This window comes from Roseateles sp., assembly GCF_031397715.1.
GTDB lineage: Bacteria > Pseudomonadota > Gammaproteobacteria > Burkholderiales > Burkholderiaceae_C > Paucibacter_A.
On record NZ_JANNMI010000443.1, the window covers coordinates 1 to 4375 of the forward strand.

Here is a 4375-nt window from a genome sequence, read left to right on the forward strand (position 1 = left end):
CAACACCATCCGTGGCATCCTGAAGGTTGTGGCCGTCAAGGCGCCAGGTTTCGGCGACCGCCGCAAGGCCATGCTGGAAGACATCGCCATCCTGACCGGCGGCAAGGTCATCGCCGAAGAAGTCGGCCTGACCCTGGAGAAGGTCACTTTGGCCGATCTGGGCCAAGCCAAGCGCGTCGAAGTGGGCAAGGAAAATACCACCATCATCGACGGCCTGGGCGCTGCAGCCGACATCGAAGCACGTGTCAAGCAAGTGCGTATCCAGATCGAAGAAGCGACCAGCGACTACGACCGTGAAAAGCTGCAAGAGCGCGTGGCCAAGCTGGCCGGCGGTGTTGCACTGATCAAGGTCGGCGCTGCGACCGAAGTCGAAATGAAGGAAAAGAAGGCCCGCGTTGAAGACGCCCTGCACGCTACTCGCGCTGCGGTGGAAGAAGGCATCGTGGCCGGTGGCGGCGTGGCGCTGCTGCGCGCCAAGCAAGCGGCTGGCACCATCGTCGGCGCCAACGCCGACCAAGACGCCGGCATCAAGCTGGTCATGAAGGCGATCGAAGCGCCGCTGCGCGAGATCGTCTACAACGCCGGTGGCGAAGCATCGGTGGTCGTGAATGCAGTGTTGGCCGGTTCGGGCAACTACGGCTTCAACGCTGCCAATGACACCTACGGCGACATGATCGAAATGGGCATCCTGGACCCAACCAAGGTGACACGTACTGCGCTGCAGAACGCCGCCTCGGTGGCTTCGCTGATGTTGACCACCGAATGCATGGTTTGCGAGTCCGCCAAGGACGACGCACCTGCCGGCGGCGGCATGGGCGGCGGCATGGGTGGTATGGGCGGCATGGGCGATATGGGCATGTAATGCCTTGCTTCAGAGCCTTCGGGCTTTGAAGCACCAACAAAAAGGGCCGCAGCGATGCGGCCCTTTTTTTGTCCTCAGGAAGCCTCGTCGGGTGGCGGCCAATGCCGCTCCAAGTCCATGCCGTCATGCAGGAGCCGCAGCACATCAACGGCGGGCGCCCCACCTTCGCCGCTGCTCGCTCTGAACATCACGAAATGCCGCGCTTTGCGCCCATGGCGGGCGATGTGCAAGGTGTAGATACTGGCGCCAATTTCAGCGCGCGCCTTGACGCCGATCAGCGTAGTGCCGGCGCTCAGATCCTGCAGCGCCAGCGAGATCGTGTCGGCATAGATGCGTGCTTGAGCGGCGCCAAAGCGATCGGCTGTCCAGCGCAAGATTTGACGGAAATCGGCCTCGGCCGTGGCCGACAGACGAACCGTCCAACTTGCAGCGCCCATCAAGGCTCAAGCGTTTCAGCGGTCAAGCTCGCCAGATACTGATCCAGCGCCTGCGCGGAGCCAAAGCTACGGAAGGCGCCCGCCTCGATGTCATTGAGTCCCAGTCGGGCAGCCTCGCGCAAGGCCAATAGACGCTGCTCGTCCTCAGACTCGCGCCGCTCGACCATCCGCAGGCCTTCACGCAAGATTTCGCTGGCGTTCTGGTAGCGCCCCGAACTGACCAGTCGCTCAACAAACTGGGATTGATGGTCGGTCAGCACAACATTTCTGGTGGCCATGGCTAGCTCGCTTCGGTAATCCAATGATTGGCATACTATGCCACAAGACGTACCCCCCTACATCCGCTACTACACCGACACCAACTCCCTCACCCCCTTGGCCGCCATCTCCGCGCCGGGCCCGCGGGCGATGATTTCGCCGCGTTCCATCACCAGGTATTGGTCGGCCAGCTCAGCGGCGAAGTCGTAGAACTGCTCGACCAGGATGATGGCCATGTCACCGCGCTGGGCCAGGCCGCGAATCACCCGGCCGATGTCCTTGATCACACTGGGCTGTATGCCCTCGGTCGGCTCGTCCAGGATCAAGACCTGCGGGCCGGCCGCCAGCGCACGCGCTATCGCCAGCTGCTGCTGCTGGCCGCCGGACAGATCGCCGCCGCGCCGGTTCAGCATCTGGCTCAGGACCGGGAACAGCTCGAACAACTCGGGCGGCAGCTTGGCCGACGCCGGCTTGGAGGCCAGGCCCATCAAGAGGTTGTCCTGCACCGTCAGGCGGCCGAAGATCTCGCGCCCCTGCGGCACATAGGCCAGGCCCGCGCGCACCCGCTCATAAGGCGGGCGCCCGCTCAAGTTGCGCTCGCCCAAAGTGACCGTGCCGCCGCGCAGCGGCACCAGGCCCATCAGGCTTTTCAGCAAGGTGGTCTTGCCGACGCCGTTGCGGCCCAGCACCACCGTCACCTCGCCCGGCCTGGCCTCGAAACCGACATTGCGCAGGATGTGCGAGCCGCCGTAATACTGTTGCAGGCCTTCTACTTTCAACATGATGGATCAGCGCCCCAAATAGACTTCAAGCACCTGCGGGTCGGCCTGCACCTGGGCCAGCGAGCCCTCGGCCAGCACCCGGCCCTCGTGCAGCACGGTGACTTTCTTGCGCGCGTCGTCGCAGGTCAGCGCATCGATGAACTTCATATCGTGCTCCACCACCATCAGCGAATGCTTGCCCTGCAGCGACAGCAGCAGCTCGGCGGTGCGCTCGGTTTCATGGTCGGTCATGCCGGCCACCGGCTCGTCCAGCAGCAAGAGTTTGGGGTCCAGCATCAGCAGCATGCCGATCTCCAACCATTGCTTCTGGCCATGCGAGAGCAGGCCGGCCTGGCGCTGCGCCTCGCTGCTCAGGTGGATCTGCTTGAGCACCGCGTCCATGCGCTCGCGATGCGCCGGCGTCGGCTTGAAGCGCAGGCAGGCCCAGACGCCGGGGTCGGTCTGCAGCGCCAGCTCCAGGTTCTCCAGCACGCTGAGGCGCTCAAACACGGTGGGCTTCTGGAACTTGCGGCCCAGGCCCAGGCGGACGATCTCGCTTTCGCTGTGGCGCAGCAGATTGATGGTGTTGCCGAAGAACGCATTGCCGGCGTCGGGTCGGGTCTTGCCGGTGATCACGTCCATCATCGTGGTCTTGCCGGCGCCATTCGGGCCGATGATGCAGCGCAGCTCGCCCACCGCGATGTCCAGGCTCAAGTTGTTGAGCGCCTTGAAGCCGTCGAACGAGACGCTGATGTCCTCCAGATAAAGCACGCGGCCATGGCGCAGATCGAGCGCGCCAGGGTCGAGCACGCGGCCCTGCCCCTTGTTGGCGGCGGATTGCAGGCGCTCGGCGCCTTGCTCCAGCAACTCGGGATTCATGGCTTGCCCTTCGTTGCAAACTTGGCCTTGATGGAAGCCACCAAGCCGACCAGGCCCTGCGGCATGAACAGCGTCACCGCGATGAACAGCCCGCCCAAAACGAACAACCAGGCCTCGGGCCAGACGACGGTGAAGATGCTCTTGCTGGCGTTGACGAAGAAGGCGCCGACGATGGGGCCGATCAGCGTCGCCCCGGCCGCCGACCGCGACCCAGACCGCCATCTCGATGCTGGCGGCGGTGGACATTTCGCTCGGGTTGATGATGCCGACCTGCAGCACATAGAGCGCGCCGGCCACGCCGCACATCAGCGCCGACAGCACCCACACCGCCAACTTGTAGCGCAGCGGGTCGTAGCCGGTGAACATGACCCGGTTCTCGGCGTCGCGCACCGCCTGCAGCAGGCGGCCCAGCTTGCTGGCGACGATCCAGCGCGCCAGCAGATAAAAGCCGATCAGCACGCAGCCGGTCAGCACGAACAGGCCTAAGCGCGTGCGCGGATCGGCCAGCGGGATGCCGGCGACGGTCTTGAAATCGGTGAAGCCGTTATTGCCGCCGAAGCCGGTCTCGTTGCGGAAGAACAGCAGCATCGCGGCAAAGGTCAGCGCCTGCGTGATGATGGAAAAGTACACGCCCTTGATGCGCGAGCGGAAGGCAAAGTAGCCGAACACCCAGGCCAGCAGCCCCGGCACCACCAGCACCAAGACCAGCTGCGCCAGCAGGGAGCCGCTCAAGGCCCAGTGCCAGGGCAGGCTCTTCCAATCCAGGAACACCATGAAGGCCGGCAAATTGCCGGGCCCGGACGCCTCCACCATCAAGGCCATGCCCATGCAATAGCCGCCCAGCGCGAAGAACAGGCCGTGGCCCAGCGACAAGATGCCGGTGAAGCCCCACACCAGATCCAGCGCCAGCGCACACAGCGCATAGCACTGCATCTTGCCCAAGAGGGTGACCAGATAGTCGGACACATGCAGCCAATGCCCTTCCGGCAGCAGCCGATTCAGCAGCGGCACGACCAGGGTCACGATCAGAAAGGCCAGCAGCACCGGCCAGGCGCGCCCGCTGGGCTTGGCCGCCGCCGGCAGCGGGTTGATAGCGATTGCCGCACTCATGCTTCGGCGCTCCGGCCCTTGAGGGCGAACAAGCCCTGTGGGCGTTTTTGGATGAAGGCGACCACCGC

5 protein-coding genes and 1 pseudogene are annotated in these 4375 nt (G+C 64.4%); 1 reads left to right on the plus strand and 5 read right to left on the minus strand.

Annotation, left to right across the window (positions count from 1 at the left end; all coding sequences use genetic code 11):
* On the plus strand, positions 1–862 hold an 862-nt coding region (gene groEL, locus RMO57_RS19405), incomplete at its 5' end, for a chaperonin GroEL (RefSeq protein ID WP_310389461.1).
* A gap of 74 nt (positions 863–936) precedes the next feature.
* On the opposite strand, the gene RMO57_RS19410 is transcribed toward groEL, so the two are convergent.
* The 5 genes and pseudogenes from RMO57_RS19410 to urtC form a co-directional block, all read right to left on the minus strand.
* Entirely contained in the window at positions 937–1299 is a 363-nt protein-coding gene (locus tag RMO57_RS19410; RefSeq protein WP_310389463.1) for a type II toxin-antitoxin system RelE/ParE family toxin, read from the minus strand.
* Positions 1299–1577, minus strand: a complete 279-nt coding sequence (locus tag RMO57_RS19415; RefSeq protein ID WP_310389464.1) for a type II toxin-antitoxin system ParD family antitoxin — start codon at positions 1575–1577, stop codon at positions 1299–1301. Before RMO57_RS19415 ends, RMO57_RS19410 begins: the two co-directional genes overlap by 1 nt.
* A 69-nt stretch (positions 1578–1646) precedes the next feature.
* Positions 1647–2339 carry an urea ABC transporter ATP-binding subunit UrtE gene (gene urtE / locus RMO57_RS19420; RefSeq protein ID WP_310389466.1) on the minus strand — a complete coding sequence of 231 codons (693 nt, stop codon included), beginning with the start codon at positions 2337–2339 and terminating at the stop codon, positions 1647–1649.
* 6 nt (positions 2340–2345) lie between these two features.
* On the minus strand, positions 2346–3197 hold the full coding sequence (gene urtD, locus RMO57_RS19425; protein ID WP_310389467.1) for an urea ABC transporter ATP-binding protein UrtD: 852 nt from the start codon (positions 3195–3197) through the stop codon (positions 2346–2348).
* A pseudogene (urtC, locus tag RMO57_RS19430) lies at positions 3194–4307 on the minus strand (urea ABC transporter permease subunit UrtC). Before urtC ends, urtD begins: the two are co-directional and overlap by 4 nt.
* Positions 4308–4375 lie beyond the last annotated feature (68 nt).